27 protein-coding genes are annotated in these 26,982 nt (G+C 48.6%); 11 read left to right on the top strand and 16 right to left on the bottom strand.

Features of this window, described 5'->3' with window-relative positions; all coding sequences use genetic code 11:
• Positions 1-2: 2 nt before the first annotated feature.
• Both argS and AB1I50_RS07670 read left to right on the top strand, forming a co-directional pair.
• Entirely contained in the window at positions 3-1,739 is a 1,737-nt protein-coding gene (gene argS / locus AB1I50_RS07675; RefSeq protein WP_407723455.1) for an arginine--tRNA ligase, read from the top strand.
• A 69-nt stretch (positions 1,740-1,808) separates the two neighbouring features.
• Complete coding sequence (locus tag AB1I50_RS07670; protein WP_407723454.1) at positions 1,809-2,003, top strand: hypothetical protein; 195 nt, start codon at positions 1,809-1,811, stop codon at positions 2,001-2,003.
• Between the two features lie 45 nt (positions 2,004-2,048).
• Here AB1I50_RS07670 and AB1I50_RS07665 read toward each other — a convergent pair whose 3' ends face one another.
• Positions 2,049-2,831, bottom strand: a complete 783-nt coding sequence (locus AB1I50_RS07665) for a YdcF family protein (RefSeq protein ID WP_407723453.1) — start codon at positions 2,829-2,831, stop codon at positions 2,049-2,051.
• Positions 2,832-2,970: 139 nt separating this feature from the next.
• Between AB1I50_RS07665 and AB1I50_RS07660 the strand changes: the two genes are divergently transcribed.
• Positions 2,971-3,882 carry a hypothetical protein gene (locus AB1I50_RS07660; protein WP_407723452.1) on the top strand — a complete coding sequence of 304 codons (912 nt, stop codon included), beginning with the start codon at positions 2,971-2,973 and terminating at the stop codon, positions 3,880-3,882.
• A 49-nt stretch (positions 3,883-3,931) separates the two neighbouring features.
• Here AB1I50_RS07660 and AB1I50_RS07655 read toward each other — a convergent pair whose 3' ends face one another.
• The 6 genes from AB1I50_RS07655 to AB1I50_RS07630 all read right to left on the bottom strand — a co-directional run bounded on the left by AB1I50_RS07655 (position 3,932) and on the right by AB1I50_RS07630 (position 12,481).
• Entirely contained in the window at positions 3,932-5,614 is a 1,683-nt protein-coding gene (locus AB1I50_RS07655; protein WP_407723451.1) for a hypothetical protein, read from the bottom strand.
• 119 nt (positions 5,615-5,733) lie between these two features.
• Positions 5,734-8,430, bottom strand: a complete 2,697-nt coding sequence (locus tag AB1I50_RS07650) for a valine--tRNA ligase (protein WP_407723450.1) — start codon at positions 8,428-8,430, stop codon at positions 5,734-5,736.
• A 119-nt stretch (positions 8,431-8,549) separates the two neighbouring features.
• Positions 8,550-10,502, bottom strand: a complete 1,953-nt coding sequence (locus AB1I50_RS07645) for a hypothetical protein (protein WP_407723449.1) — start codon at positions 10,500-10,502, stop codon at positions 8,550-8,552.
• Complete coding sequence (locus tag AB1I50_RS07640) at positions 10,480-11,379, bottom strand: ABC transporter ATP-binding protein (RefSeq protein WP_407723448.1); 900 nt, start codon at positions 11,377-11,379, stop codon at positions 10,480-10,482. Before AB1I50_RS07640 ends, AB1I50_RS07645 begins: the two co-directional genes overlap by 23 nt.
• 4 nt (positions 11,380-11,383) lie before the next feature.
• Positions 11,384-11,749 carry a GntR family transcriptional regulator gene (locus tag AB1I50_RS07635; RefSeq protein WP_407723447.1) on the bottom strand — a complete coding sequence of 122 codons (366 nt, stop codon included), beginning with the start codon at positions 11,747-11,749 and terminating at the stop codon, positions 11,384-11,386.
• 165 nt (positions 11,750-11,914) lie between these two features.
• Positions 11,915-12,481: a biotin transporter BioY gene (locus tag AB1I50_RS07630; protein ID WP_407723446.1), complete on the bottom strand. Its 567-nt coding sequence runs from the start codon at positions 12,479-12,481 to the stop codon at positions 11,915-11,917.
• A 172-nt stretch (positions 12,482-12,653) separates the two neighbouring features.
• Between AB1I50_RS07630 and AB1I50_RS07625 the strand changes: the two genes are divergently transcribed.
• Entirely contained in the window at positions 12,654-13,034 is a 381-nt protein-coding gene (locus AB1I50_RS07625; protein WP_407723445.1) for a DUF2116 family Zn-ribbon domain-containing protein, read from the top strand.
• Between the two features lie 72 nt (positions 13,035-13,106).
• The gene (locus tag AB1I50_RS07620) at positions 13,107-13,334 is read left to right on the top strand and encodes a DUF378 domain-containing protein (protein ID WP_407723444.1); all 228 of its coding nucleotides are present in this window, start codon (positions 13,107-13,109) and stop codon (positions 13,332-13,334) included.
• A 68-nt stretch (positions 13,335-13,402) separates the two neighbouring features.
• On the opposite strand, the gene AB1I50_RS07615 is transcribed toward AB1I50_RS07620, so the two are convergent.
• The 8 genes from AB1I50_RS07615 to AB1I50_RS07580 form a co-directional block, all read right to left on the bottom strand.
• Positions 13,403-13,840: a MarR family winged helix-turn-helix transcriptional regulator gene (locus tag AB1I50_RS07615; protein WP_407723443.1), complete on the bottom strand. Its 438-nt coding sequence runs from the start codon at positions 13,838-13,840 to the stop codon at positions 13,403-13,405.
• Positions 13,841-13,848: 8 nt separating this feature from the next.
• Positions 13,849-14,109, bottom strand: coding sequence for a TIGR03905 family TSCPD domain-containing protein (locus tag AB1I50_RS07610; RefSeq protein ID WP_407723442.1), 261 nt, complete (start codon positions 14,107-14,109; stop codon positions 13,849-13,851).
• A gap of 28 nt (positions 14,110-14,137) precedes the next feature.
• Positions 14,138-14,611: a glutathione peroxidase gene (locus AB1I50_RS07605; RefSeq protein ID WP_407723441.1), complete on the bottom strand. Its 474-nt coding sequence runs from the start codon at positions 14,609-14,611 to the stop codon at positions 14,138-14,140.
• 171 nt (positions 14,612-14,782) lie between these two features.
• On the bottom strand, positions 14,783-15,490 hold the full coding sequence (locus tag AB1I50_RS07600; RefSeq protein WP_407723440.1) for an MIP/aquaporin family protein: 708 nt from the start codon (positions 15,488-15,490) through the stop codon (positions 14,783-14,785).
• Between the two features lie 145 nt (positions 15,491-15,635).
• The gene (locus tag AB1I50_RS07595; RefSeq protein WP_407723439.1) at positions 15,636-15,920 is read right to left on the bottom strand and encodes a hypothetical protein; all 285 of its coding nucleotides are present in this window, start codon (positions 15,918-15,920) and stop codon (positions 15,636-15,638) included.
• A 54-nt stretch (positions 15,921-15,974) separates the two neighbouring features.
• Positions 15,975-16,124, bottom strand: coding sequence for a hypothetical protein (locus AB1I50_RS07590; RefSeq protein WP_407723438.1), 150 nt, complete (start codon positions 16,122-16,124; stop codon positions 15,975-15,977).
• A gap of 209 nt (positions 16,125-16,333) precedes the next feature.
• Positions 16,334-16,594 carry a 30S ribosomal protein S20 gene (gene rpsT / locus AB1I50_RS07585; RefSeq protein ID WP_407723437.1) on the bottom strand — a complete coding sequence of 87 codons (261 nt, stop codon included), beginning with the start codon at positions 16,592-16,594 and terminating at the stop codon, positions 16,334-16,336.
• Positions 16,595-16,751: 157 nt separating this feature from the next.
• Positions 16,752-17,042, bottom strand: a complete 291-nt coding sequence (locus tag AB1I50_RS07580; protein ID WP_407723436.1) for a hypothetical protein — start codon at positions 17,040-17,042, stop codon at positions 16,752-16,754.
• Between the two features lie 219 nt (positions 17,043-17,261).
• On the opposite strand from AB1I50_RS07580, the gene hrcA reads away from it, so the two are divergent.
• The 5 genes from hrcA to prmA all read left to right on the top strand — a co-directional run bounded on the left by hrcA (position 17,262) and on the right by prmA (position 23,188).
• The gene (gene hrcA / locus AB1I50_RS07575) at positions 17,262-18,299 is read left to right on the top strand and encodes a heat-inducible transcriptional repressor HrcA (RefSeq protein WP_407723435.1); all 1,038 of its coding nucleotides are present in this window, start codon (positions 17,262-17,264) and stop codon (positions 18,297-18,299) included.
• A 20-nt stretch (positions 18,300-18,319) separates the two neighbouring features.
• A complete protein-coding gene (gene grpE, locus AB1I50_RS07570) occupies positions 18,320-18,865 on the top strand; it encodes a nucleotide exchange factor GrpE (protein ID WP_407723434.1) in 546 nt (181 codons plus the stop codon).
• Between the two features lie 56 nt (positions 18,866-18,921).
• A complete protein-coding gene (dnaK, locus tag AB1I50_RS07565; RefSeq protein ID WP_407723433.1) occupies positions 18,922-20,787 on the top strand; it encodes a molecular chaperone DnaK in 1,866 nt (621 codons plus the stop codon).
• A gap of 329 nt (positions 20,788-21,116) precedes the next feature.
• On the top strand, positions 21,117-22,262 hold the full coding sequence (gene dnaJ / locus AB1I50_RS07560; protein WP_407723432.1) for a molecular chaperone DnaJ: 1,146 nt from the start codon (positions 21,117-21,119) through the stop codon (positions 22,260-22,262).
• 2 nt (positions 22,263-22,264) lie between these two features.
• Positions 22,265-23,188, top strand: coding sequence for a 50S ribosomal protein L11 methyltransferase (gene prmA, locus AB1I50_RS07555; RefSeq protein WP_407723431.1), 924 nt, complete (start codon positions 22,265-22,267; stop codon positions 23,186-23,188).
• Between the two features lie 55 nt (positions 23,189-23,243).
• Here the strand turns inward: prmA and AB1I50_RS07550 are convergent, their stop codons facing one another.
• Positions 23,244-25,571, bottom strand: a complete 2,328-nt coding sequence (locus tag AB1I50_RS07550) for an extracellular solute-binding protein (protein ID WP_407723430.1) — start codon at positions 25,569-25,571, stop codon at positions 23,244-23,246.
• Between the two features lie 141 nt (positions 25,572-25,712).
• On the opposite strand from AB1I50_RS07550, the gene AB1I50_RS07545 reads away from it, so the two are divergent.
• A complete protein-coding gene (locus tag AB1I50_RS07545) occupies positions 25,713-26,759 on the top strand; it encodes an IS30 family transposase (protein ID WP_407723429.1) in 1,047 nt (348 codons plus the stop codon).
• Positions 26,760-26,982: the final 223 nt, after the last annotated feature.

Here is a 26,982-nt window from a genome sequence, read left to right as displayed (position 1 = left end):
TTATGGACACATATTCAATCGCAGTTTTACAGCTCAAAAACGCGGTTACCGCCGCGCTCAAAAAGGCTATTGAAAAAGAGGAGCTTCCGAACGCGGAAATTCCCGATTTTATTATAGAAACCCCTGCCGATTCTTCGCACGGAGATTTCGCGACCAACGCCGCCATGGCTGGCGCAAAGTCATTCAGAATGCCGCCGTTCAAAATCGCGCAGGCTATCACCGCCAACCTCGACCTTGACGGCACTATGTTCGACCGTTTTGAAACCGCAGGTCCTGGATTTATCAACTTCTTCTTAGGCGCTGATTTTTACACAGGCGTAATCGAGGAAATTACCTCAAATCCCGAGGGCTACGGTCAGTCCGATTACGGCAAGGGAGAGAAGGTAATGGTTGAGTTCGTTTCAGCCAACCCCACGGGTCCTATGCACATGGGCAACGCGCGCGGCGGAGCGCTCGGTGACTGCCTTGCGGCAGTGCTGAACAAGGCAGGCTATTCCGCCTACCGCGAATTCTACGTTAACGATGCCGGCAACCAGATTGAAAAGTTCGGCTGTTCGCTCGAGGCGCGTTACCTGCAAATTTTCAAGGGCGACGAAATCGAATTCCCCGAGGACGGCTATCAGGGCGCGGACATCACCGAGCTTGCAAAGGAGTACGCCGACATCAACGGCGACAGCCTTGTTGAAGCCGACAGTGATGAGCGCAAAAAAGCGCTTGTTGACTACGCCCTGCCCAAGAACATCAATAAAATGCAGGAGGATATGGCGGCTTACAAAATCGTCTACGACAAGTGGTTCTTCGAGAGCGAGCTCCACAACAGCGGCGAGGTCAAGGGCGTTGTTGATTTGCTGACCGAAAAAGGCCTTACCTACGAGCAGGACGGCGCGGTTTGGTACAAGAACAAAGAGGTTCTTACAAACAAGCTTCTCGCTGAGGGCAAGACGCAGCAGTACATCGACAACCTCGAATTAAAGGACGACGTGCTTATCCGCCAGAACGGCAACCCCACCTACTTTGCCGCTGACATCGCGTATCACAAAAATAAATTCGACCGCGGCTTTACCACCCTGATTGACGTTTGGGGAGCAGACCATCACGGCCACGTTATGAGAATGAAGGGCGCTATGGACGCCATCGGTTACGACGGCGACAAACTCAACGTCGTGCTTATGCAACTTGTTAAGCTCGTCAGGGGCGGCGAGCTCGTTAAGATGAGCAAGCGAACCGGCAAGGCTATTCAGCTCCGCGACTTGCTCGAGGAAGTTCCCGTTGACAGCGCGCGTTTCCTTTTCAACACCCGTGAAGCCAACACCCAGATGGACTTTGACCTCGACCTCGCGGTTACTCAGGACAACCAAAACCCCGTTTACTACGTTCAGTACGCCCACGCGAGAATTTGCAGTATTTTCAAGGCTCTCGCAAAGGACGGAATTACTCCGCGCGACTGCTCAAAGGACGAGCTCGCGCTGCTTACAGCTCCCGAGGAAAAGGAGCTTATCAGCCACCTCGCGCTGTACACTAACGAGATCATCAGCGCGGCGAAGGACTACGATCCGACAAAGATTACGCGCTATGTGACAAAGCTTGCGACGCTGTTCCACAAGTTCTACAACGCCTGCCGCGTTAAGGGCGAGGAGGAGTCGCTTATGCAGGCAAGGCTTGCGCTGTGCGGCTGCGTCCGCTCGGTAATCAAAAACGTGCTGACGATGTTCAACATCACCTGCCCCGAAAGTATGTAATCGCGGCGGCGTATGAATAATTAAAAAACAATTGCCCATACTATTACCAAAACGAAAGGCGGTAACAGTATGGGCAAAAATTCTAAGTCAAACAAAAACTATCCGCTGGAGTTTCCGCCGCGCGACAACCGCGCCGAGAATACTCCTGCGACCGACGAGGTGATTGAATACGAGGCGATGGGCGTAAATTCGCGCCATCACAGCGGAGTTCACATCGACAACATCACCGAGGTAATCACCACCGAAGCGGATATAAACAAGTAACGCAAAAACCGTCAACCCTTGCACATAAAGGGTTGACGGTAAACTTTATCTCTTAAAAATTTCATACGGAAGCGCGAACCATTCGCGGACAACATAGGTCGGCACATACTTAAACGGTGCGTCGGAGTTCACCGCACCGACGTTGCCCTTTATACCGAGCTGCATTGTGATTATCCTCGCCCTGAGCTGGTGAAAACGGTCGGTGGCAATCGCGATGTCGGAATTAAGCTTATTTTCCGCGATTATCTTTTCCGAAAATTCAAAGTTCTCGCGCGTAGTGGTGGACTTGTCCTCGACAAACAGCCTGTCCGGGCTGATACCCTCGGCGGTCATATTCTCGTACATACAGCCTGCCTCGCTCTTGACCTCGTCGCTGCCCTTGCCGCCCGAGAGCACCGCGCAGGATTTTTCATTTTGCACGAGGTAATCCTCAGCCGCGCTTATTCTTCCGCGCAAAATTGTTGACGGCTCTCCCGACGGACGAACCTGCGCTCCGAGCACAACAACGGTTGAGTTCTCCTTGGGCGCAATCAATGACGCGCCGACAATCACCGCCGTGGCAATCAAGCCGTAAACGAGCAGTACCGTGAACGATATGGTGACTATCCTGTGCAGAAGCCTTGTCAAAAAGAAAAACCTCAGGCTCCTTTTTATCGCCAGATGTATGGGCTTTATGCAGACCAAAATTACCCAAACACAAAGCGCTGCACCGACGATATTGCCGACATTTTTAATGCCGATTGCAAACGTCGAGATAAACGTTGTGAGCAAAACAAGCGCGCCTGCGATAAACAGCGCGCGGAAAAATACCGAAAAAAATTTTTTCATAATAACCTCCGTCAATGCTATTATACCGCAAAGTACGACATTATTCAACAAACAATATACTCAACAAATATTATTAATTGTATTGACTTTTTGTACTAAATGGATTAGTATATTAGTATAAATTCCGCGAGGTGATTTTATGAAATGTACAAACTGCGGCTTTGACGCCGAAAACAACACGGTTTGCCCTATTTGCGGACATCAGATATCTCCTGTCCAAAATCAGGAACCGCCCGTAAATCCTCAAAATATACCACCGCAGCCTCAGCCTGCTCAGCAAAATCCCTACACCGCACCCACCGCTCCGCAAAACCCCTACACCGCGCCGCCGCAGCAGTACCAAGCACCTGCAGGCGGTTACAATAATCAAAATCAACCGGCTCCTCAGTACAATCCTGCGCCGAACATTCCGCCGCTCCCTGCCGCAACGCCTAAAAAGGGCGTAAAGCCGGGTATCATCGTGTTAATCTGCATTGTGGCAACGGTGATTGCCGCCGGAATTGTTATCGCAATAATCTCTCAGTTCACCCCGAAAAGCGTTTTTGACGTTTTCAATTCTCAAACGCCGTATTACAACGACGTGTACGATTATCAATACGAAACCGCCGACCCGGCAACAATTGATATCTCCGGCATAAACGCTCATAAAATCGGGGATAGCTTCGAAGTTGACGGCTGCGGAACAGCAACGGTTACAAAGCTTGAAAAGCAAACCTCAAACAAGCCCGTAAATCCCGATTTTAACCGCTATGCAATGACGATAGAGTTTAAGAACTCACGGCCGACCGAGGGCTCCTTCCCCGACCTTTGCCCGTGTTTTTACGACGGACTGGGCAGAGAGCTGACCTACCTTCCCGAGCCCGAGCTCGAGTACCTTTACACCGACTACGGCGGAGAGCAGTACCAGCCGATTGAGAGCGGAAAAACCGCCACTCAGGTAGTTTACTTTGACGTTAAAAATACCGTCAACAAGCTTTATGTAAGGTTCGAAAACTACACCGTTGAATATCCCGAAAACAGCTCGGTATACTACGAGCTTGAATTAAAATAAGACAGACAAAAGGCACACAGCGTTGATTTGCTGTGTGCCGTATTTTTTATCAGTGCAGGTCGGGTAACTTTAGTTCATAAACAAACGAAACTACCGGGGAATAAGCGCCGGGATTTCCGTCGAAAATCGGCTGAACCTGAGCATAGTACTTTCCGTTTTCCAAGCCGGCGATTTGATAGTATGTCTGATAGGCAGTCATCGAGGACCATTTGCTGTCATTCTCGGATTTGAGATATAATCTGTACGCCGTCGCGTCCCTAAAAGCATTCCATTCAAAGAGGACGCCGCTGCCTTTTGGGGTAATTTTCAGCGTAGGCTTTATCGTTGTGATATGGATAATGTTCTTAGGCGCTGAGAACGGGCCGTTGACCGTGCTGCCGATTGGACGAACCTGAACATAATAATTTGTGCCCGATTTTACTCCGGTAATCGGGAGCGAGGTGTTTGTGGTAGTAGCGGTTTTCCAAGCGGACTCTTCGACAGACTTAAAGTAAACGATGTACTTTGTTGTGCCCCTGATTGCGTTCCACTTTACCATAACCGCGTTCGCCTGGTTTGAAAGCGTGACCGTAGGCGCTACGAGAGTGGCAACCGACTTTGCGGACGACCATGCGCCGTAGGCTGTTCCGCTGTTAGCGGTAGCGTACATAGCCCTGACCTGATAGGTATAAGCAACACCGCCTGTCGCGTATTCGCTGAATGAGGTGTTTGTTGTTGTAAAGTAGGTATACGCCTTGTCGCCGGATTTAAGCCTTGCAATTTGGTACTTGTTAGCTCCGCCGACAGCGTTCCACTTCAAGGTGTTGTTTCCGTTGTAGGTAAGGCTTGTGATATTAGCCTGCGGAATGTAAGTTAGCGATTTAACTTTTGAAAAACCGCCCTTGTCGCCGTTCGCCGCAACGGGCTGAACCTGAACATAGTAGAGCTTGCCGGGTGTAAGCCATGACAGCTGAGCGTAGTTGTTATATGAAGTAAAGGAATTCCAGCCGGATTCGCTTGCGCTCTTATAAAAAACAGTGTACTTTTCGGCGTTCGCAATCTTGTTCCAGCCTGCATAAACGCCCTGTGAATTGTTAGAAAGACTAACCGTGGGAACAGCCATCTGAACCCTGTAGTTATTTATAGCCGAAATAATCTGCGAGGTGGTGTGGTAGCAGTTGTTGTAGTTGAGCACGCCCGCCTTGCTTTGGTTAAACACTGAGTTTAACGCGCTTGTGTACTGAGAATACGTAGCCTGTTTTTTAGCGGAACCGTTAAGACTGTACTTATAGGTAAAATCATTCGGATTACTATAATTAAAATTATTTGACCTTGCAGTCCTGCTGCCGCTAAAGACAACGTTGGAAGTACCGCTTTGTCTGTAAACCGTATCGCCGTAATGCCCCTGTCTGCCGAACGAGAGTAAAAACATATTGTTTTGGACTAAAATTGTACCATATACAGCCGCAGTGATTGTATCCAAATTGCCATTATTGTATGTAATTACCTGTGCCGCGCCCATTGCCGCTGAATATGACAAAAATAGCTCAGGAATACCGTTGCCGTCAAGGTCTTTAATCCAGCCCCAGCCGTCGCCGTTATTAATACTTGTGCTCATCTTATTTACATAGTTTATATACTCTGTTTTCCACGCGGAAGTTGCCGCGCCTGCCGAAAACGGCGCAATCATAATTACTCCAAAGAGCATTACAACCGCGAGAACAACCGCTGTTATCCGTGAAAATTTCTTCATAAATAGCCCTCCTGTTTTTTTATTTAGTTTAATTAAATTATACGCTTCCCGAAAAGTAAAGTCAATTCAAAAAACGAAAAAAGGCACACAACATCACTGCTGTGTGCCTGTATTTTTTATCAATTGAGCGCATCGATTGCGGCTTTAATAAGCGCGATTTTCTCGCGTTCCTTTGCAGCCTGTCCCTTAACCTTTTCGATTACCGCGGCAGGCGCCTTTGATACAAAGCCCTGGTTGTTCAGCTTGCCCTCGCTCTGAGCAAGGCGCTTTTCAACTTGGGCAAGCTCCTTGCCGAGTCTTTCAAGCTCAGCCTTTTTATCAACAAGCTCGTCCATAGGGATGTAAATCTTGGCGTCGGCGGTGACTACGGTAACCGCACCGTCGATGTCAAAGTTATCGGCAACCTCTACTCCGCTTGCCGAGGCGAGCTTTTCGATAAACGCGCTGCCGTTTTTGAAGGTGTCGGCGAACTTGGTCGCGATGTAAACCTTCGCCTTTCTCGACGGCGGAACATTCATCTCGCTGCGGCGGTTACGGATTGCGCGGATTGCCTCCATAACGCGGCGCATCTCAGCCTCCTCCTCGGGGAAGTCAAGCTCGGGCTTGTAGGTGGGATATTCGCTGAGCATAACCGTCTCGCCCTCGTGGGGGATGGTCTGCCAGATTTCCTCGGTAACGTAGGGCATAAACGGATGAAGCAGTCTCAAAATCTGGTCGAGAACATAGAGCAGTACCTGCTCGGCGGCGATATAGGAATCGTCGGCGTCGTTGAACAGGCGAGCCTTTACAAGCTCAATGTACCAGTCGCAGTAGCAGTCCCAAATAAACTCGTAGACCTTCTGAACCGCGATTCCGAGCTCGAATTTTTCGAGGTTTTCGTTGACCTCTTTCGCCACGTTGTTGAGGGTTGAAAGAATCCACTTGTCCTCGGTGTGAAGCTCCTTGGGAAGCTCGTTTTTAACCTCGTGGTCGTCGATGTTCATATGAACAAAGCGCGCGGCGTTCCAGAGCTTGTTCGCAAAGTTCGAGCAAGCCTCAATTCGCTTTTCGGAGTAGCGGATGTCGTTTCCGGGTGAGTTGCCCGTCACGAGCAAAAACCTGAGCGCGTCGGCGCCGTACTTCTCGATAACCTCGAGCGGATCTACGCCGTTGCCGAGCGACTTGGACATCTTTCTGCCCTGCTCGTCGCGGACAATGCCGTGGATAAATACGGTGTCAAACGGAACCTTGTCTGTATATTCAAGTGCAGAGAAAATCATTCTCGAAACCCAGAAGAAGATGATGTCGTAGCCCGTAACGAGGGTGTTTGTCGGGTAGAAATACTCGAAATCCTCGGTTTTTTCGGGCCAACCGAGAGTTGAAAACGGCCAGAGCGCCGAGCTGAACCAGGTGTCGAGGGTGTCCTCGTCCCTGTGCATATGGGTACAGCCGCACTTCGGGCAAACCGTTACCTCGTCCTTGCTTACGGTAACCTCTCCGCATTCGTCGCAGTAGTAGGCAGGGATACGGTGTCCCCACCAGAGCTGACGTGAAATACACCAGTCCCTGATGTTTTCCATCCAGTTAAAATATACCTTTTCAAAACGCTCGGGAACAAACTTGGTTTTCTTTTCCCTAACCGCCTTGATAGCAGGCTTTGCGAGCGGCTCCATCCTTACGAACCACTGCTTTGAAACCATCGGCTCGATGGTTGTGTGACAGCGGTAGCAGGTTCCTACGTCGTGGGTATGGTCTTTAACCTCTTTGAGCTGACCGAGAGCCGTTAGGTCGTCGACAATCGCCTTTCTCGCCTCGGCGGTCGTCATACCTGCGTACTTGCCGCAGTCGAGAACCTCGGGCTCGTTTTCAGCAAGATTGCCCTTTGCCTTAAGCTCCTCGTAAGCCTCAACGTCCTCTGCGCCTGTCATATGGCCGTCGTAGGTGAACACGCGGACGATCGGCAGACTGCAGCGCCGGCCAACCTCGTAATCGTTCGGGTCGTGGGCAGGAGTGATTTTTACAACGCCCGTTCCCTTTTCCATATCGGCGTGCTCGTCGCAGACAATCGGAATTACCTTGTCGAGCAGCGGCAAAATTACGTGGCAGCCGTGCAGGTGCTTATATCTTTCGTCGTCCTTGTTGATTGCAACGGCGGTATCGCCGAGCATCGTCTCGGGACGGGTTGTCGCGATTTCAAGGAACTCGCCTGTCTCCTGAACCTTGTAGAGAATGTGCCAGAAGTGGCCGTGCTGTTCCTCATACTCAACCTCCGCGTCGGAAATTGAGGTATTGCAGTGCGGACACCAGTTAACCATACGGTTTCCGCGGTAGATTTTTCCCTCGTTGTAGAGCTTTACAAATACCTCGTTAACGGCTTCCGAGCAGCCCTCGTCCATTGTAAAGCGCTCGCGGCTCCAGTCGCAGCTAACGCCCAGTTTGCGGAGCTGTTTGGTAATTCTTCCGCCGTACTCGCGCTTCCATTCCCAAGCGCGCTCAAGGAATTTTTCGCGTCCCAAATCCTCCTTGGTAACGCCCTCCTTACGCATAGCCTCAACAATTTTTGCCTCGGTGGCGATTGAAGCGTGGTCTGTGCCGGGAACCCAAAGCGCGGAATAGCCCGACATTCTTTTCCAGCGAATCAGAATATCCTGCAAGGTTTCATCAAGCGCGTGTCCGATATGCAGCTGACCTGTGATGTTCGGCGGCGGCATAACGATTGTATAGGGCTTTTTGTCCTTGTCAACTTCAGCGTGAAAGTAGTTTCCTTTTATCCAGAAGTCGTAAATCTTGTCCTCAAAATCCGAGGGCTTGTAAGACTTTGCGAGCTCCTTTGCCATAAAATCACTCCTTAATAACTTGCTTTTGCGTATACCTTAATATTATCGCACCGAAAGCGGATTTTGTCAATATTTTTGCGCAAAAAGTAAGGGCAGCCGAAGCTGCCCTTGAAATTCATTTAATAATATATGTACGGATTGGTGTTCTTGCCGTAACCGCTTTTGTGGTTCATTGTGCCGTCGGCGTTAAGCACGCCGATTTCCTTAAGCGCGGCGACGGTGTTTTTATAGCTCTTATAAACCGGCGCGTAGTCGGCTTTTCCGTAGTCTGCGCTGAGCTGACCAATAAGCTTTTCGGTCAAAGAAGCGTTGGCGTAGCTGTCCGACGTATCGAAACGGATGACCATAGTCATATCAATATCCTTATCCTCAAACTCCGTGCCGTTTTCCTCAACGTCCTTGCGGTAGGCTTCAATAACCTTTTTCATATCCGCCTTTGCTTGCTTTGCGCTGACGTCCTCTCCCTCGGCAATGTAAATATTGTTGCCGGCGTAATTATTCGGATTACTTGCCTGCACTTCAATCGACTTAGCTTTATCTGCACGGTAGTTCATAACCGAGCTGTAGTTCATAAAATACTCGTCGGTGTCTGTGATTCTGCCTGCCGCGGCGGTGTCGTACTCCCTATACTCTCCGCCGAAAATACCGCTTGTGAGCATAGAGTCGTAATAGCGGAACACCAGCCTGCCGTCATTCAGCCTATAAGCAACGCAATAGCTGTCGTACATATACTCGGAGGGAATGTTGCTAACCAGCATGTTCGCCCAGATTGAAGCAAACTTTTCGTTTGACTGTCTGTCTCCGACCTTTACCGCAGAGCTGTGGAACCTCCTGACGTCCTTTATATATGTGCTGTCGTCGAAGTCGTCCGACGCCATTTGAGCAAGTCCGAAGGCGCCTTTTGTTTGGGCGCAGTAGCAATTGCCGAGGTCGACCAAGCCTGCGGTTTTGATTTCATCCTCGGCAGGAACGTAGTTGTTGTAGCCGAAAACATCGTAGTTGCAAACGCCCATAAGCGCGATTACCGTAAGCACCATAGCCCCGATGGGAATTGCCGATTTCCAGAGCTTTGCAAAGCCCTTGTACAAAATCAGGTGGGTGATGATAAACGCCGGAGCGCTTCCGACAAGAAAACCGAAGATAAATCCGAGGTAGCCGTATAGCATAACGTTGAGCGAGCCGAACAGCACGCCGACGAACATTCCGATGATAAACGCGACAAGCACCTCTACGATATAGCAGGGCAGGTGGTACGCGAACGAGGTCTGGGCACATTCGGCTCTCCTCTTTTTGACGAGCCAAATTCCGAGGAACAGGCAAACCGCCGTGAACACCAGCCAGTAGATAACATTTGTGCCGTCGTAAGCTGCCATCGGATTGAGCGCCTTCATAACAAAGCTTGTGCTGTACTGGTTTGTGGGCATTCCGTAAAAGAACGCCTTGATTGCGCCCTTGATAAACAAGGTAGAAACCGGATAAGCTGCATTTATCGCGATAAAGCTAAGCACTGCGTTGAGCGTTGTGCCCGAGCAAACCGCCAAAAGTCCGTAGAACGAAATGCAGGCGATTGCGCCGATGAGCAGCCTTACGTAGAGCATAGCGAAGTCAGTAACGACAGGCTGCCCCATTATCACGGTGATAATCGAGATTATTCCGAGGAAAAACAGCGCCGGAACTACCGACAGCAGATACGCCGAAACGGTTTTAGAAACAAAAAACGTGCGGCGGCTGACGGGCATTGAGCCGTACAAATCCGCCTTGCGCTTGTTGTGCAGGTACGAGTAAATGCGGATTGTGTAGACAATTGTAAACACGGCGGTCAAAACGAAAACCATATATCCGCTTATGTACTGGAACACGCTCAGAGCGTTTTGAATTTGACTGTAGTCAATTTCGCCGTCCTGAATCGCGTTTGTGTAGCCTACAACGAGCGAGAGCGTGAAAACAATCGTGATAAACGTGGCGGCGAGGATTGAAAAGACAATCAGCGTGCTTCTGCAGCTTTTGAGCTCCCACTTAAACAGGGCGAAGCCGTTTTTGAATTTTCCCTTAGACGATGTTGTTTGTGTCATATCCGGCAGCCCCCATTTCACTGATAAATATTTCCTCCAGCGTAAGCGGCATAGCCGAGATATACGCAGGGTTAAGCGCGTTTAGCTGAGGCATAAATTCCGCCTCTGTTCCGCGGATCGTAACGTTGAACACGTTGCCGTTGCGCCATACGTTCACCACATTGATTCCGGCGAACAAATCCGGCACATTCGGAACTTGGTTGAACGCGACCTGAACCTTTCTGAATTCAAGCCTGAGCGAGTCGATATCGCGCTCCATAAGCACCTTTCCGCGGTGCATAAGGCAAACTCTGTCGCACAAATCCTCGAGCTCGCGGAGGTTGTGCGAGGCGATAATTACCGTCATTCCGTGCTCGAGCACATGCTCAATCAAAATCTTTTTGAGCAGGTGGCGCACAACAGGATCAAGTCCGTCGAAAATCTCGTCCAAAAACAGATAGTCCGGACAGGTCGAAAGCGCCAAAATCAGCGCAGCCTGGCGCTGCATACCCTTTGACATATTGATAATTCTGCCGTTTCGGTCAATCGGGAACATCGAGCAGTATTTTTCATACTGAAATTCGCTCCAGTTCGGGTAAATATCGCGCAGCAGAGCCGCGGTGTTTTCTATAGTAGAGCTGTTGTAAAAGTACGGAAAATCCGGGATGAAGTAGCACTTTCCCTTTGCCGCGGGATTGTCAAAAAGACTTTCGCCGTCGAGCAAAATCTCGCCTTCGTCGGGCGCGAAAACTCCCGAGAGCATACGCAAAAGCGTTGATTTTCCGCTTCCGTTGCTGCCGACAAGCCCTAGCACCGTGCCCTGCTTGATGTCAAGGCAGAGGTTGTCTACCGCGACGACCTTGTCAAAGCGTTTGGTAAGGTTTTTAAATTCAATCAAAGCATTAACCTCCTTTGAACATTTTCTCCACAATCTCAATCAGCTTTTCCTTGTCCGCGCCGAAGTTCACCGCGTTTTTCGCCGCGGTCTTAAACTCGTTTATCACCATCGCCTTTTGCGCCGAATGCTTGTCAAGCTTGTCGGTGAGGTAGCTTCCCCTGCCGACGGACGAAAAGATATAGCCGTCCTGCTCGAGCTCACGGTACGCCTTTGCGGCGGTGTTTGGGTTGATACCGAGCTGAGCGGCAATCACCCTTACCGGCGGCAGCTTGTCGCCGGGCTTGATAACCCCGGCGGAAGCAAGCTTGATGACGTTGTAGTAAAGCTGCTCGTAGATTGGCATTCTCGATGAAAAATCAATCTGAAACATAATTTCCCCCTGCAATTCACCGCCGAGCGTCCCCTCAAACAGCACCGCGGTATTGTATTAATAAATATAGTACGATTAAATATTATCATATATATACGGCTCTGTCAAGAAAATAGTTAATTTAAGGCAGAAAAAATCGGGGCGGTTTGCACCGTCCCGAACAAATTATTTTATTTTATCGAGCGCCTTGTTAACAGGCACGGCAATCAGCGAAGCGATTACACACTTTGCAAGGTCAATCAGGATAAATACCGAGGTGAGCGTTACTATCGCGGTGAGTAAATCGGTCTTGACAAAAATCATATACATCGCTATTCCCGGGATATAAATGCAGGGAATTCCGACGATTACCGACGAGAGGATGTACCTTAAAACCGAATTTTTGATTTTGAGCTTTTCCTTTACAAGGCTTACAAAGAACGAAGCGATGATAAAGCCGATGATAAAGCCGCCCGTTGGCGAAAGGATTGTTCCGAAGCCGCTTTTTCCGCCCGAAAAAACCGGAAGTCCCACAATGCCGAGCACGGTGTAAATGAGCTGGGCGATAATCGCGTATGAGGGTTTTAAAATCAGCGCGATCATAATCACCACAAGCACCTGAAGCGTAAACGGCACGGGAATGGGCAGCGGAATTGCCAGCGGCGAAAGCACGCACAGCAGAGCCGCGCTGACGGCGATTTGCGCCATTGCGAGTGTGGTAAGCTTTAGCTTTGAATTGTTTTTCTTTTCCATAATGTCAACCTCTCTTAAATTTTCTGTTGACATTATAGCACAGCGCAATCCATTTGTCAACCAATTTGTTTTAGTGCGGTTGACAGTCTATTTTGAAATACTTATTGAAATAAGGCCTGCACTATGATAAAATATTACCGTAATAACGATTTTTATTTTGGAGATGCTATATATGAAAAAGTGCGAATACTGCGCCAAGGAAATTTCCTATCACGAGCAATACTGCAGTGACGAGTGCCACATCAACGCGAATAAATACTACGAAAAGGCGGAAAAATTCGCCAGACCGTTTTACATCATCAGCACAATCTGCGTTATCGCAATTCCCGTAGGACTGTTTTTATTCTCATTCATAAAGGGCCCGGGAGCGATTATAACAGCCGTAAGCTGCGCTCTGCTCGGAATTATGATTATCGCCGTGCCTATGCCCACCGAGGGTATGATTAAAAAGCGCAAAATCAAAAAAGCCGTATTTATGACGCGAATTTTCGGTATTTGCGTAATCGCGCTCGGATTTTTGGCGCTCGGCCTGATAACGGCATTCGGTCTTTAAAAATCAAAAAATACGAATAAAAGCAAAAATTCCGTCAACAATAATTACACTACCGTAAAAGGAGGTAATAAAATGATTGACAGAATAGCTTTAACACTGCTTATCATCGGAGGCTTGAACTGGGGCAGCATAGGCATTTTCCAGTTTGACCTTGTGGGCTTTATCGGCGGCGGACAGACGGGTGTAGTCAGCAGAATTATCTACATTCTCGTAGCTCTTGCCGCAATCTGGTGCGTAACTCTGCTTTTCAGGGATTCGCGCGACACCTTTATGGACGAGCCCGAGATGAGCACAACTTAAACTTTAAATTTAAAACAACAGCTGTCAACCTGCGCACAAACGCGGTTGACAGCCATTTTGTTTATTTATCAGGTTACGTTTCCTAAAACCTTATATAGCAAGGTGTAGAGTTGAATCGCTTCTTCGGGCGACAAGCCGATACACGCGCCTACCGACTGCGGTATGCCCTCAGCGCTCTTTTTGAGCTTTTCGCCGTCCTTTGTCAGCTCCACAAGCAAAACTCTCTCGTCGCTTTCGCTGCGGAAACGGCGGATAAAGCCCTTCTGCTCCAAGCTTTTGAGCACGGGAGTCAAGGTTCCCGAGTCGAGATACAGCTTTTGTCCAAGCTCCTTGACGCTGCACTGCTCTTGCTCCCACAGCACCATCAACGCGATGTACTGGGTGTAGGTCAGGTTGATTTTGTCGAGGTGCGGACGGTACAGCTTTACAACCTCGCGCGCCGCGGCATAAAGCGGAAAGCACATTTGATTTTCGAGCTTAAGCGGCTCAAAGTTATTTTCGCTCATAGTCCACCTCAGTTTGCGTGCTCTCTGTTGTAGGCTTCCCTAACCGCGAGTGCGAACTGATCCGCGCAGGAGGTAGCTCTCGGTCCGCAGGTGTTGCCCTTTAGCTTTTTTTCAATCTGCTCAACGGTCATTCCGTCGCAGAGCTTTGAAATAGCCTTCAGGTTGCCGTTGCAGCCGCCCAAAAAGCTGATGTCGCTTACAACGTCGCCGTCAAGGTTAAAGTCGATTTCTCTTGCGCAAACGCCTCTGGTTTTGTAACTGTATCTCATGATATTTGCCTCGCTTTAAATTTAGATTTTATAGAAGTGCCGCGATTTTTCCGTCGATTTTTTCGGGAGTAACCGTCGGCGCGAAGCGGTCAACAACGTTGCCGTCGCGGTCGATTAAGAACTTTGTGAAGTTCCACTTGATTTTGCTGCCCATAACGCCGCCCTTTTGGCTTTTGAGGTAGGTGTAAAGAGGAATTTCATTCTCGCCGTTTACCTCAATCTTTGAGAAGGTCTTAAAGCTTGTGTTGTACTTAAGCTGGCAGAACGAAACAATCTCCTCATCCGAACCCGGCGCCTGGTTGCCGAACTGGTTGCACGGGAAGTCGAGAATTTCAAAGCCCTGTTCTTTGTACTTTTTATACAGGTTCTCGAGTCCCTCGTACTGCGGAGTGAAGCCGCAGCCCGTAGCGGTATTGACAATCAGCAAAACCTTGCCCTTGTAGTCTGAAAGGTCTACCATATTGCCCTTTGCATCTTTAACTTTGTAATCATATACTGACATAATACTTCCCCCTAAAACAATTTGGTTGAGCTAAATTGATTGAGTTCAATTAAGTTATACTCAATGCTTAAACATTTGTCAAGGGTTATTTTAAATTTTTTTACATTAAATATTCATTCGCAAGCAAAAAGGGCGGACACGCCGTCCGCCCCGAATATTTTGCAATTAAAATTAAGCCTCTTTCTTTCCCTCGAGGAACTTGTAAACGAGAGCCGCAACAATCGCACCTGCAAACGGGCCAACGATGAATACCCAAAGTACGCCCATAGGAGCGGCGTTGCCCTGCATTAAAGCAACCAGAGCCGGACCGAAGCTGCGAGCCGGGTTAACCGATGTGCCGGTAAGACCGATGCCGAGGATGTGTACGAGTGTGAGTGTAAGGCCGATTACAAGACCGCCGAACGAACCGTGGCCGGCTTTCTTTGATGTAACGCCGAGGATTGTGAGTACGAATACGAATGTGAGGAAGCACTCAACAATAAGACCTGCTACAGCGCTCTCATTAACGCCTGCAAGGCCGTTTGTGCCGAGACCGCCTGTCTGGTCGGTAACTCCGCCGAGACCGAAAACAGCAGCGAGGATACCTGCGCCTGCGAATGCGCCGAGGCACTGGGAGATGATGTAACCAACAAAATCAGCTACGCTCATACCGCCCGAAATCAAAACGCCGAGAGAAACGGCAGGGTTGATGTGGCAGCCCGAGATATTGCCTACGCAGTAAGCCATTCCAACGATAACCAAACCGAACGCGAGCGCGGTAAGGATGTAGCCGCAGCCGTTTTTAGCGTCGCAGCCAACGAGCATTGCGGTTCCGCAGCCCAAAACTACAAGAACCATTGTGCCGATAAATTCGGCAATGTACTTTTTTACAGAACTCATTTTGTTCCTCCTTTTAAATTATAGGCATAGCCGCCTATGTTTTTCAACTTAAATATACCACAAACCGCAACTTATTGCAAGTAAATTTGCACAAATAAATTGTAATATCCAGTTACAATTAATTCATAAATACCATAAATTTTGACTATTTTCCGCACCAAATGAGTTCGGTAAAAAATTGCTCGTAGGTGTCGTCCCAGCCGTCAATCGGGTTTACACCTCCGCCGTTGACGCTTCGCAGCTTTGCGTCGCTGTTATTCTGTCCCGAGGCAAACAGCTCACCTGCCGTAATATTGTACCCCTTTTGCCTGCACAAAGCGCAAAAATCCTCGACGGGATTATCGCTTTCGCGCGTTTTAATCAGCTCAGCCTTTAAGCTTTCGTCAAGCCGCGCCGCCTTAAGCAGTTTTTCAAGCTCCTGTTCAACCATAATACCCTCCAAAATTCAAAAGACCGTTCAAAACGAACGGTCCTTAATATGCTGTTATTCAATAGAGTTGTCAAGATACTCCATAAGCTCTTCGTCATCCTTCTTCTGCTTCTCTTTCAGAACAAAGAAAGCGGTAAACGCAGCCGAGATAGCCGCAACTAAGGAAATAACGCCGATAATAAGCATAAATTTTCTTTTCTTCATATTGACGACCTCCAAAAAGATTTATTTCAAAAAATATCTATATATATTCTAAACAATTTTTTGTAAAAAGTCAACAGTAAAATTAAAAACAAGCGCTGATTTTGCGCTTGTTTTTTTTAGCCATCACTCGTGCGCACCTTGTGCGCAACTGAGCGGGCAACAAAAAAAGCAGAGAAAAGCTCTGCTTTAAATTTGTTCAGTTATTAAACTTATGCAGAAGCGTTCAGACGCTTTGCGAGCGAAGACTTGCTTCTTGCAGCGGTATTCTTATGAAGAATACCCTTGGCAACAGCCTGGTCAATTTTCTTGATAGCAAGACGAACTGCCTCCTGCTTGTTGTCAGCATTTGTGTCAACAGCATAGTAAGCCTTTTTAATTGATGTTCTGAGAGCTGACCTTGTCGCCTTGTTGCGGGCTGTTTTTGTAGCAATAACCTTAACGCGCTTTTTTGCAGATTTAATGTTGGGCATTGTCCCACCTCCTTGGAATTATCGTCATACAGGTGATATTTTATCATATACAGCGCCAAAAATCAAGTATTTTTTTTGAAAAATTTGAGTTTTTAAGAATTTTAAAAATCCGCGTCTATATATTGTGTCAAATTATAAATACTAATCAATATGCAGACTATTGCTCCCTGTTATCGTCGTTGTTCTCCGCCGCTGCCTTGCGCGATTTCCACCAGATAAAGACGATGACCGCCAAAAATACAACGAGCAGTCCTCTGAAAATATACCCCCACACGCCGTCAAACACCGGCAGGTTTCCGAACGCGCGGAGTCCGTACCACACCGTCATAAACACAAAGAAAACCGAAAGCAGGTAACCTACCAGCCCCTGTTTTCTGCCTATAAAAAACGTGAGCACCGCAAGTATCGCCCACAAAAAGACATATCCGTACTGCAAAAACTGAGTCATCTTTACTCTCCCCGACAATATACTATTTAAAATATATCCCTATTTTATCCTGCTCGGGCTCAAAAAGCAAGGGTAATGTGATAATAAAGTGAAACTTTTTAAAATCAGGAAATTATTTTGGCAAAAGTATTGACTTTTTCTGACTTTGGTATTATAGTAAGAATACAGTGATTAGCACTCCACCACTAAGAGTGCTAAAACGAAACAGAGGTGAACAAAATGGAGCCCGCCGCAAGAAGACAAAACATACTCGCGGCTATTGTAGAAAGCTATATCGCCACCGGAGAGCCCGTCGGCTCGAAGTCGCTTATATCCGAAACCGGTATGAACGTTTCGTCCGCGACCGTCCGCAACGATATGGTCGAGCTTACAAACCGGGGCTACATTGTTCAGCCGCACACCTCCGCCGGAAGGATCCCGACCGCGCAGGGCTACCGCTACTACGTTGACAACGTAATGCAGGTCAAGCCGATTTCGGGACAGGGCAGGCAGTACATCCTCGAGGAGCTCCAAAAAGACGGAGACTCCCCCGAGAGCATACTCAAAGGCGCAGCCGACTTGCTGAGCAAGCTCAGCGGTTACGCGGCAGTCGCCACAACCCCGGGCGGAGAGAACAGCAGAATCCGCCACCTGCGCTTCATTCAAACCGGAGCACATTCGGCAATGGCGGTTCTGATTGCCTCAAACGGCACAATCAAAACCAAGCTGTTCCGCTGTGAGTTTTTAATCAACCCCGAGCTAATGGGGATTTTTGACAAGGCGTTCAACGAGATTTTTACCGGAGTTAAGCTCAGCTCGGTAAACCGCCCGTTCATCCAGACCGCCGCCGTAAGGTTCGGTGAAATGTCGCTTTTAATGCCCTCGGCGCTGATGGCAGTGCAGGACGCGGCAGAGCAGGCGACGACGGTCAGCGTTTACCAGAGCGGCAGAGGAAAGCTCGCCTTTTCGGAGGATGCGGATTTCCGCTCGGCACGCAGGATAATCGAGTTTTTGAACAGTCCGCACGACCTCGCGGCAACGCTTGAAAAATCTCCGCAGCACACAGCCGCGTTAATCGGCAGGGAAAACAGCCGCGTTGAGCTTGCGAATTATTCGCTGTTATCGGCACGGTACAAAATCGACGGCAGTCCGTCGGGCGTAACGGCGCTGATAACGCCGCTTAGAACCGACTACGCGAGGAACTTTGCTCTCCTCGAATGTGTCGCGGACTGCGCCGGAGAGCTGATTGACGAGCTGACGGACATAAAACGTGAATAACCCCAAGAGGAGGATATACAATGGCTAAAAAAGATAAGACCAAAGACACCAAGGCAGCCGAGGTAAAGGCTGACGAGGCCGAGGAGGAAGAAACCGAAGCCGCCGAGGTTGTCGACGAAAAAGAAGCTAAAATCAAGGAGCTTGAGGAACAGCTCGCCGCGGAAAAGGATAAATATATGCGCCTTGCCGCCGAGTATGACAACTACCGCAAGCGCACCGCCAACGAAAAGCTCGGCATTTACGACGACGCTACCTCAAAGGCGGTAACCGAAATTCTGCCTGTCGCGGACAGCGTAAGAATGGCGATTGACAATTTGAAAGAGGCAGATCCCGAAATATTAAAGGGTATCGAGCTTATTTCAAACCAGCTCGGCAAGAGCTTTGAAAAGCTGAAAATCGAGCAGTACGGCAAGGTCGGTGACGAGTTCGATCCGAACCTTCACAACGCGGTTTCGATGGTCGACAGCGACGAGCTTAAGTCAAACCAGATAGCGCAGGTTTTCCAGACCGGCTACAAAATCGGTGACAAAATCGTTCGCCACGCCATGGTTCAGGTGGTTAACTAACAAAGTCAAGCACATAACTTAAAATATAAATCAAAACAAAATTGGAGGAATTAATTATGGCAAAGACAATAGGTATAGATTTAGGTACAACTAACTCATGCGTAGCAGTTATCGAGGGCGGCGAGCCCGTAGTTATCGCCAACGCCGAGGGTTCAAGAACAACCCCGTCGGTAGTAGCCTTCTCAAAGGACGGCGAGAGAATGGTAGGCCAGGTTGCTAAGCGCCAGGCTATCACAAACCCCGACAGAACCGTTGCATCGATCAAGAGAGAAATGGGCTCTAACTACAAGGTAACAATCGACAACAAGAGCTACACTCCCCAGGAGATTTCCGCAATGATTCTCCAGAAGCTTAAGGCTGACGCCGAGGCTTACCTCGGAGAAACCGTAACACAGGCTGTTATCACCGTTCCTGCATACTTCACCGACGCTCAGCGCCAGGCTACAAAGGACGCAGGTAAGATTGCAGGCCTCGACGTTAAAAGAATTATCAACGAGCCTACAGCCGCTGCACTTTCATACGGCGTAGACAAAGAAAACGACCAGAAGGTTATGGTATACGACCTCGGCGGCGGTACCTTCGACGTAAGTATCATCGAGATGGGCGACGGCGTTCAGGAGGTTCTCGCTACAGCAGGTAACAACCGTCTCGGCGGCGACGACTTCGACAAGAGAATTATCGACTGGATGGTTGCTTCATTCAAGACAGAAACAGGCATTGACCTTTCATCCGATAAAATGGCTATGCAGAGACTTAAGGAAGCCGCTGAAAAGGCTAAGATTGAGCTTTCGGGCGTAACAACCTCTTCAATCAACCTTCCCTTTATCACAGCAGACCAGACAGGTCCTAAACACCTTGACCTCACCCTCACAAGAGCTAAGTTCAACGAGCTCACCTCAGACCTCGTAGAGGCTACAATGGGCCCGGTTCGTTCGGCGCTTTCAGACTCAGGCCTGCAAATCGGTCAGATTGACAAGGTTCTCATGGTAGGCGGTTCTTCAAGAATTCCCGCTGTTCAGGAAGCTGTTCAGAAGCTTATCGGCAAGGAGCCGTTCAAGGGCATTAACCCCGACGAATGCGTTGCAATCGGCGCTTCAATCCAGGCAGGCGTTCTCGGCGGCGAGGTTGACGGACTTCTGCTTCTCGACGTAACTCCCCTTTCTCTCGGCGTTGAGACAATGGGCGGCGTTATGACAAAGATTATCGACAGAAACACAACCATCCCGACCAAAAAGAGCCAGATTTTCTCTACCGCTGCCGACAACCAAACTCAGGTAGAAATCAACGTTCTCCAGGGTGAACGTGAGTTCGCCCGCGACAACAAGTCGCTCGGTCTGTTCGCTCTCACAGGTATTGCTCCTGCAATGAGAGGTATTCCGCAGATTGAAGTAACCTTCGACATTGACGCAAACGGTATTGTTAACGTATCGGCTAAGGACCTCGGCACAGGCAAGGAGCAGAAGATTACAATCACTGCTTCGGGCAATATGAGCAAGGACGACATCGACAAGGCTGTTAAGGAAGCCGAGCAGTATGCGGCTGAGGATAAAAAGCGCCGCGAGGAGGTTGACGCCAAGAACGAGGCTGAGAACCTCGCTTATCAGGCAGAAAAGCTTGTAAACGAGAACGGCGACAAGCTCGCTGACGCTGACAAGACAACAATCAACACCAAGGTTTCGGCTGTAAGAGAGGCAATCTCAAAGAACGACGCAGCTCTTATCAACACAGCTAAGGACGACTTGCAGAAGGCTCTTTATGAGGTTTCTTCAAAGCTCTATCAGCAGGCTGCTCCCCAGGGCAACCCCGGTCAGGCAGGTCCTGATATGGGCGGTGCACAGCCCGGCGCTGACAACGGCAACGGCGGCAACAACGGCGGAGACCCCAACGTTTACGACGCTGACTTTACAGACGTTAACGAATAATTTATCAGTATAAAAGTAATCAAGCACAGCAAAGGGCGCACATTTTCCGTGCGCCCAAAAGCTGTACATAAGCTAAATTTCGTCTTGCGACGAAGTTAAATTGTTTCCTGCGGAAACAGCTAAATTATTTCGCTTCGCTCAATAGCTAAATTTTTCGGTAAACCGAAAAGCTATATTTACAGAAAAGCTTGCGGAGCAAATTTAGCTCGCGTAAGCGAATTTAGCTACAGCGATAGCTGTAATTTAGCTTGCCGAAGGCAAATTTAGCTGCCGCAACGCGGCAATTTAGCTGCGCCACGGGCGCAATCCAGCTGAAAGGTGTTTATCCAATGGCAGATAAAAGAGATTATTACGAGGTGCTCGGCCTTAACAAAGGCGCGAGCGACGATGAAATAAAAAAGGCGTACAGACAGAACGCCAAAAAATATCACCCCGACCTTCACCCCGGCGACAAGGCTGCAGAGGAAAAGTTTAAGGAGGTCAACGAGGCGTACGAGGTTCTGTCCGACAAGGAGAAAAAGGCGCGCTACGACCAGTTCGGCCACGCAGGAGTTGATCCCAACTACGGAGCAGGCGCAGGCGGCTACGGTGGCAATCCGTTCAACGGCGGAATTGATATCGACGATATTTTCTCGAGCTTTTTCGGCGGCTTCGGCGGAAACCGCGGACGTTCGGCTAACCGTCCTCAGCGCGGCAGCGACGTAAACGCCGCTGTGACTATCACATTTGAGGAAGCGGCAAAGGGCTGCAAAAAGACAATAAACTTCAACAGCGTAGACAACTGCGACTCCTGTCACGGCACAGGCGCAGAGCCCGGCACTCAGGCAAAGACCTGTTCTGCGTGCGGCGGCTCGGGCAGAGTTACCGTAAACCAGCGCACTCCGTTCGGCACGGTGCAGACTCAGCGCTCCTGCGACGCCTGTCACGGCACGGGCAAGGTGATTGAGCACCCCTGCCACAAGTGCAACGGCTCCGGCAGACACAGAAAGAACCACACGGTTGACGTTTCTATCCCGGCAGGCATTAAAGACCAGATGATGCTCAACGTCAGCGGTCACGGCAACGCCGGCTACAATGGCGGCCCCAAGGGTGACTTGCACGTTACCGTCAACGTTAAGAACCACAATCTTTTCGAGCGCCGCGGCGACGACGTCTGGTGCGATTTGACCATAACTCTCACCCAAGCGGTTTTGGGCTCTGAGGTTGTAGTGCCCACGCTCGACGGCAAGGTCAACTACTCAATCCACGAGGGAACCCAGCCTAACGATGTGTTCAGGCTTAAGGGAAGGGGAATTCCCCACCTCGGCGGACGCGGCAAGGGCGACCAGTACTGCAGGGTGGTTGTAGAAATTCCGAAGAACCTCAACAACAAGCAGAAGGAGCTTATACGCCAGTTTGAATCGACAACTACCGAGAAAAACTACGCAAAGCGCAAAAACTTCTTTGACAAGCTTAAAGACTTTTTTAACGAATAATTATGAATAACTGGACTGAAATAAAAATCGAAGTAAACTCCGCCGACATCGACAAGGCAGGAGATATCGCGAACGTCGTAGTGCCCTACGGAATTTACATAGAGGATTACACCAACCTCGAGCAGACCGTTGAGGACATCGCGCATATTGATTTGATTGACGAGGACTTGCTCAAAAAGGACAGGAACAAGGCGTATGTTCACATCTACCTTGAGCCGGACGTTTCGCCTGCCGAGGCGGTTGCGTTTTTGAGCGAGCGCTACGACAGCGAGGGCATTAAGCATAAAATCGAGCTGCTTAACTGCGCCGAGGAGGATTGGCGCAACAACTGGAAAAAGTACTTTTCTCCGCTCAACGTCGGCACAAAGCTGACAATCGTTCCGAGCTGGTACGAAAATTACGACACCCACGGCAGAACCGCGCTGAACATCGACCCCGGACTGGCGTTCGGCACGGGCGGCCACGAAACCACGCGCCTCTGCCTTGAAATGTGCGAGAAGTATATGAAATCCGGCGACACCGTACTCGACGTAGGCTGTGGAAGCGGAATTCTCGGAATTGCCGCTCTGCTGACAGGCGCTTCAAGGGCTGTCGGCGTTGACATCGACGAGGTTGCAGTGAGAACCGCAAAGGAAAACGCCGAGCTTAACGGCGTTGCGGACAAGTTCACCGCAATTCACGGCAGCTTTACCGACAAGGTCGAGGGCAAGTTTGACATAGTTTTGGCGAACATCGTAGCCGACGCGATTATCTTCCTCTCAAAGGGCGTTAGGGACTTTATGAAGGAAGGCTCCGTCTACATTATGAGCGGAATTATCGACACCCGAGCGGACGAGGTAAAGGCGGAAGTAAGCAAATACTTTGATATAATCGAAGAACACCTTGACGGCGGCTGGGTATGCCTGGCAGCCAAAGCAAAAGCATAAAATAATCCCCGAAGGACGAAATAATCCTTCGGGGAATTTGTTTTTTTAAAACGAATTATTCATCTCTGATGTTAGCAATCGTCTGATTAATCAAATTTATGAAATAGGTCTTGTTGCTCGGATTTGTATTTGACGCAATCAGCTTGCTTCCAAGGTTGCCCATAGGCGACCAGAACATGGGCGCTATGTTAGCCTGGGGAACACATACCATTGAATTCTCTTTCATAGCTATGAGCACGGGATTGTTTGTAACAACCGGATCTGTCTGAACTATTTTGTTTGTCGGACCCCATCCAAACTGCTGCGCTCTCTGTTTTTGGCATTTCTCGCCTGACAGGTAAAGCGCGAGGATCTGAGCGGAAGCCGGGAATTTCGATGCAGAGTTAACGCCGATATACTTGTATCCAACCATCGGAACCATCTGCTTATCCTTGCCGTTTACATTAATTGTCGGAAGCTTGGCAGCGCCAAAGTCGCTTCCAAGCGCACTCTTATCTGCTGATACATTCCATGTACCGTCAACGCCGGCGCCGATAGTGCCGGTGGAGAAGCCAGAAGAAATCTGAGCAACATCCGTAGATGTAAATGTACCGCTGTAATCGTGCATCAGCTTTGAGAACGCCTGCAGTGTAGCAACTGCTTCGTCCTCGTCAAACTGAGTGAACTTTTGAGTATAGCCGTCTCTTTCAAAGCCATTAATCTTGATACCGGCAGTAAACGCAAATGCACAAGTATAGAAACCGTTGCTGCAGTCAAAAACAAATTTTTTACGATAGTTTTTACAAGCCGCAAGAACCCCCTCAAGAGTCTTAGCCTGTTCAGTCGAAACTACCTGCTTATCATAAACGAGTAAATATCCATTGTCATTTGTCTCTGGATAAGCGTAAAGCTTGTTGTTTATTGTCGCGGCTTTTACTGTAGCTTCTTCATTCTCCTCCGATACAGTATCGGTAAAGCTGACAGGAGCGATATAATCGCCTTTTTGGAGTCTGCCGAGCATATCCGAAGAAAGACTCATTACATCGGCTGCTCTTCCGGGATCGTTCATCAGCATTATTCCTGCGTCTCCCTCGCCCTGACCGACTACTTCAATTTTCTTAAATGTCTTGCCCGGATAAGCGCGTTTAAAATCTTCAACCTGCTGCTTTGTAAGACTTACCGCTTTGTCGGGAACCCATACCTTCAGGGTGATGTTATTCTCGTTTCCGAATAGTGATTCGTCTACAATTTCATTGTTCACAGTCACAGAGCAAGTAGCTTGTTTTCCGGAACCGTCTGTTGCTTTCGCGTAAATCGTTGCTGTACCGTCACTTACCGCTGTAACTGTACCGCTCTGGTTAACAGTTGCTACCTTTGTATTTGAGCTTGTCCACTGCAAAGTTTTATTTTCAGCGTTCGAAGGAGAAACAGTTGCGGTAATGCTCTTTGTTTTACCAGGTTTTAAACTAACAGCTGTCGGGCTGACTGTAATCAAAGAAACCTTTATACCGTTAACAGTCACAGAGCAAGCAGCTTGTTTTCCCGAACCGTCTGATGCTTTTGCGTATATTGTTGCCGTTCCTGTACTTACAGAAGTAACTTTACCGCTCTGGTTAACAGTTGCTACCTTAGTATTTGAGCTTGACCACTGCAAAACCTTATTGTCTGCGTTTGAGGGCGTTACAGTTGCGCTGAGCGTTTTCGAGTTGCCCAAAGTCAAGCTAAGGGATGTTTGCGAAAGCTTAATTGAACTAACTTTGACCGGGACATATTCAATCGTAATAGATTTTACCAGCGACCACTGACCTGCAAGCGTGCCGTTCATCGGGCAAACTTGAATTGTGTATGTCGTACCCTTTGTCGGGTTGGAAATGTTAAAGTATGTGTTCTTTACATTGCGGTAGTTCCACGCCTTGTCTATTGTGCGCTTAAACGCGAGCTTGTAGTGCGAAACGCCGAGGATTTTGTTCCAGTTGATATTCAACAGATTGTTGTTGAGATAATTCAAGCTGGTAACAGTAGGTCTGTACAGAGTGGTAATCGACTTACTGTTGCTCCACGCGCCGTAAGTGATATTTTTACCGCTCTTGTAGAAAGCCCTTACCTGATAGTAGTAGATTGTGCCTGTGATAACTTTTTTGTCGTTGTAGGATGTGCCTGTCGAGGTTAAGTAAGTATAGCCCTTGTCGGTGATCCTTTTCTTGGCAATTTGGTAACCGTTCGCTCCGGAAGCCGCTGTCCAGCCGAGCGTTACCGTGGCGTTTGTGTTGTACGCTGTGCTCACAAGCGTTACCTTAGACGGCGTCGCGGCGTTTACGGTAATTGCCGAAGTGCCGACTATCAGTGTGCTCAGAGCAATAATCAGCGCAAGTGTGACTGATAGGAATTTTTTTGATTTTCTCATAAATTAACCTCCTTAATAATATAAGTTTTTATTTTATGGCGCATTGTAAAATGAGGTTGCAACAATAAAATAAATAGTCCACAGTGACGATTCTGTAGTAGAATTGAGTTTGCGCTCACCAATTCGAAAGGAATCATCACTATGGACAACCCTAATTGTAGCACGGAACACAAGAAATATCAACACCTGTCTTCTGAAGAACGACACATAATTGAAGTGCGCTTCAATGAGGACAAGTGGACGATCTACGCAATCGCCAAAAGTCTTGGCAGACCATACAACACAATCAAAAACGAGATCAACCGTGGTACGGTATATCTTTACAACGGAAAGATAGCCAGATATAAGGCTGACAAAGGCGAGGAAGCATATCGTGAACATCGCAAGAACAGCTGCCGCAATTACCGTTGCCTTGAAACAGCGAAATTTCTCAGATATGTTGAAGATCAGTTTTTCGATGAAGGATGGTCGTTGGACGCCGCAGTAGGTCACGCAAAAGCCAACGGACTGTTTTCCTCTAAAGAAATGGTGTGTACCAAAACGCTGTATAACTATGTTGATTCAGGTCTGCTTAGAATCAAGAACATCGATTTGCCTGAGAAACTGTCAAGAAAGACTAAAACCAAGAAAGATCGAGAAAACAAGCGAAAACTCGGCAATAGTATTGAGCAGCGTCCTGACATAGTGGATACCAGAGAAGAATTCGGACACTGGGAAATCGACAGCGTGATCGGCAGGAAAGCCGAAGGCGAATCTCAGGTGATGACAATAGTCGAGCGCAAACTCAGAGAGTCCATATGGATCAAGGTGAGAGATCACTCTGCCGAAGCGATAGATGAGGCTTTATCCGCTCTGATTGATCAGTTCGGAGATAAATACAATGAAGTATTCAAAAGCATTACCGGTGATAACGGATCCGAATTCGCTAATCTATCTCAGATTGAATCAAAAGGCATAGCCGTATATTTCACTCATCCGTATTCGTCCTACGAAAAAGGAACTAACGAGTGCCACAACAAAATGCTGCGCAGATTTATACCGAAGGGCAAAAGCATTGACGACTACAGCGCTGACGACATCCTCTACTTTGCGGATAAGATCAACAACCTGCCCAGAAAGATTCTGGGCTACAGAACCCCGGAAGAGCTGTTCGAGCAGGAACTCGACCGCATATATGCTGCCGCGTGAGCCGCGTCGCCGCGAGTTTTCCTCGCTCGTCGCTACGCTCCTCCCTCGAAAAACTCGCGGCGATCTACTACAGACTCAAAAAATGTTGCAACTTGCTATTGCAATTTGCGGTTTTTATTTTATCACAAAAACCGCAAATAACGGAGCGTTTTTGTGAAATAATACAATTGTATCTATCTTTTGATATTTTCGTTAAATTGTACATATTATTTACTATAGTATA

This window comes from Ruminococcus sp. NATIVEDY161 (assembly GCF_045819895.1).
Classification (GTDB): domain Bacteria; phylum Bacillota; class Clostridia; order Oscillospirales; family Acutalibacteraceae; genus Ruminococcoides.
The sequence above is the reverse complement of the archived record's forward strand: the minus strand, read 5'-3'. Positions and strand labels throughout refer to the sequence as shown.